Here is a 3,112-nt window from a genome sequence, read left to right as displayed (position 1 = left end):
GAGCGTCCCGATTACATCGGGAAGGTCATCGGTTCGACTCCGATATTCTCCACCAAAGTACTCACGAAAGTGGGTATCTCAATAGGGAACTGTCAATTTAATTGAAAGAAACCTATGAGATATCTGGTCAAGCCAGATGTTTAAAAGTTCATTGACATATTGAAAAAGATACATGAAAAGTAATTTTTGGATTGTTCCAAAAGTTACAAGTAATTTAAGATTGATTAAGGTTTACGAGCCTTTAATCAATAAACTCATTAAAAAAGCAAATAGTACAATAAGCTAAATAAGAGCGTATGGGGAATGCCTAGGCTCTCAGAGGCGATGAAGGACGTGATAAGCTGCGAAAAGCTGCGGGGATTGGCACATACAAATTGATCCGCAGATATCCGAATGGGGCAACCCACTATATTGAAGATATAGTATCCGCAAGGAGGCGAACCCGGAGAACTGAAACATCTAAGTACCCGGAGGAGAAGAAAACAAAAGTGATTCCGTAAGTAGCGGCGAGCGAACGCGGATTAGCCCAAACCGGTATTGTTACGGCAATATCGGGGTTGTAGGACCACGATATTTGACACATGATGAACTAGAACTGTTTGGAAAGACAGGCCATAGACGGTGATAGCCCGGTATAGGTATAGAATGTGAAGATAGTGGTATCCTGAGTAGTGCGGGACACGAGAAATCCTGTATGAAACAGTCGGGACCATCCGATAAGGCTAAATACTCCTGAGAGACCGATAGTGAACTAGTACCGTGAGGGAAAGGTGAAAAGAACCCTGAATAAGGGAGTGAAATAGAACCTGAAACCATACGCTTACAAGCGGTCGGAGCGGCTTCGTGCTGTGACGGCGTGCCTTTTGCATAATGAGCCTACGAGTTACCGTTGCTAGCAAGGTTAAGGTATTAAGTACCGGATCCGTAGCGAAAGCGAGTCTGAATAGGGCGCTTTAGTTAGTAGTGGTAGACGCGAAACCGTGTGATCTACCCATGGGCAGGTTGAAGTTTAGGTAACACTAAATGGAGGACCGAACCGCCAGACGTTGAAAAGTCTTCGGATGACCTGTGGGTAGGGGTGAAAGGCCAATCAAACTCGGAAATAGCTCGTACTCCCCGAAATGCATTTAGGTGCAGCGTTGATTTATAGTTTTATAGAGGTAGAGCTACTGATTGGATGCGGGGGCTTCACCGCCTACCAATTCCTGACAAACTCCGAATGCTATAAAATGTTAATCAGCAGTGAGGGCATGGGTGCTAAGGTCCATGTCCGAGAGGGAAAGAACCCAGACCATCAGCTAAGGTCCCCAAATGTATGTTAAGTTGAATAAACGAGGTTGAACTGCTTAGACAGCTAGGATGTTGGCTTGGAAGCAGCCATTCATTTAAAGAGTGCGTAACAGCTCACTAGTCGAGCGGTTCGGCATGGATAATAATCGGGCATAAACATACTACCGAAGCTATGGCATCGAAAGATGGGTAGGGGAGCATTGTAGTGTCGTCGAAGGTGTTCTGTGAGGGATGCTGGAGAAGCTACAAAAGAAAATGTAGGCATAAGTAACGATAATGCGGGCGAGAAACCCGCACTCCGAAAAACCAAGGTTTCCTCAGCTATGCTAATCAGCTGAGGGTTAGTCAGGACCTAACGCGAACCCGAAAGGGGTAGTGGATGGACAACAGGTTAATATTCCTGTACCTGCTCACGATAAAAGTGACGGAGGCGTATATTTGGTGCGTGCTGACGGAATAGCACGTTGAAGCCAGTGGTAACACGGCGATAGTACACTGAGGCTACGGCCAAGGTGATAATCCAGAGAAGCGACTTCCAAGAAAAGCGAGTGAAGCAGCCTGTACCCCAAACCGACACAGGTGGTTGGGATGAGAATTCTAAGGAGCTCGAGAGATTCATGGCTAAGGAACTAGGCAAAATAGACGCGTAACTTCGGGAGAAGCGTCGCCCATCTACGGATGGGCCGCAGTGAAAGAGTCCAGGCGACTGTTTATCAAAAACACAGAGCTTTGCTAAATCGAAAGATGATGTATAAGGCTTGACACCTGCCCGGTGCTGGAAGGTTAAGTGGAGTTGTTAGCTTCGGCGACGCAATGAAATGAAGCCCCAGTAAACGGCGGCCGTAACTATAACGGTCCTAAGGTAGCGAAATTCCTTGTCGGGTAAGTTCCGACCTGCACGAATGGTGCAACGATCTGGACACTGTCTCAGCCATGAGCTCGGTGAAATTGTAGTATCGGTGAAGATGCCGATTACCCGCTGTGGGACGAAAAGACCCCGTGCACCTTTACTATAGCTTAGTATTGGTTTTGGATAAGTAATGTGTAGGATAGGTGGGAGACTTCGAAGCAGCATCGCCAGGTGTTGTGGAGTCATTGTTGAAATACCACCCTTTGCTTGTCTAGAGTCTAACCCTTCACAAAAGGGGACAGTGCTTGGTGGGTAGTTTGACTGGGGTGGTCGCCTCCAAAAGAGTAACGGAGGCTTCTAAAGGTTCCCTCAGCACGCTTGGTAACCGTGCGTAGAGTGCAATGGCATAAGGGAGCTTGACTGAGAGACATACAGGTCGATCAGGTACGAAAGTAGAGCATAGTGATCCGGTGGTTCCGCATGGAAGGGCCATCGCTCAAAGGATAAAAGGTACGCCGGGGATAACAGGCTGATCTCCCCCAAGAGCTCATATCGACGGGGGGGTTTGGCACCTCGATGTCGGCTCGTCACATCCTGGGGCTGGAGAAGGTCCCAAGGGTTGGGCTGTTCGCCCATTAAAGTGGCACGCGAGCTGGGTTCAGAACGTCGTGAGACAGTTCGGTCTCTATCTACAGTGGGCGTTAGAAATTTGAGTGGATCTGACTCTAGTACGAGAGGACCGAGTTGGACAAACCTCTGGTGTACCAGTTGTTCCGCCAGGAGCATTGCTGGGTAGCTACGTTTGGAAGGGATAAGCGCTGAAAGCATATAAGCGCGAAACCCACCACAAGATGAGATTTCTTTAAAGGGTCGTAGGAGATTACTACGTTGATAGGCTACAGGTGTAAAGGCAGCAATGTCATAGCCAAGTAGTACTAATAACCCATAGGCTTATTGTACGCCTGTTTTTTT

1 rRNA gene is annotated in these 3,112 nt (G+C 47.7%); it reads left to right on the top strand.

What is annotated here, in order from left to right:
* Window positions 1-275 precede the first annotated feature (275 nt).
* Window positions 276-3,099: ribosomal RNA gene (locus tag OS188_RS14655) — 23S ribosomal RNA — on the top strand.
* The last annotated feature ends 13 nt before the right edge of the window (window positions 3,100-3,112 follow it).

It is taken from the genome of Xanthomarina sp. F1114 (assembly GCF_026410255.1).
In the GTDB taxonomy this organism is placed as follows: Bacteria; Bacteroidota; Bacteroidia; order Flavobacteriales; family Flavobacteriaceae; genus Xanthomarina.
The sequence above is the reverse complement of the archived record's forward strand: the minus strand, read 5'-3'. Positions and strand labels throughout refer to the sequence as shown.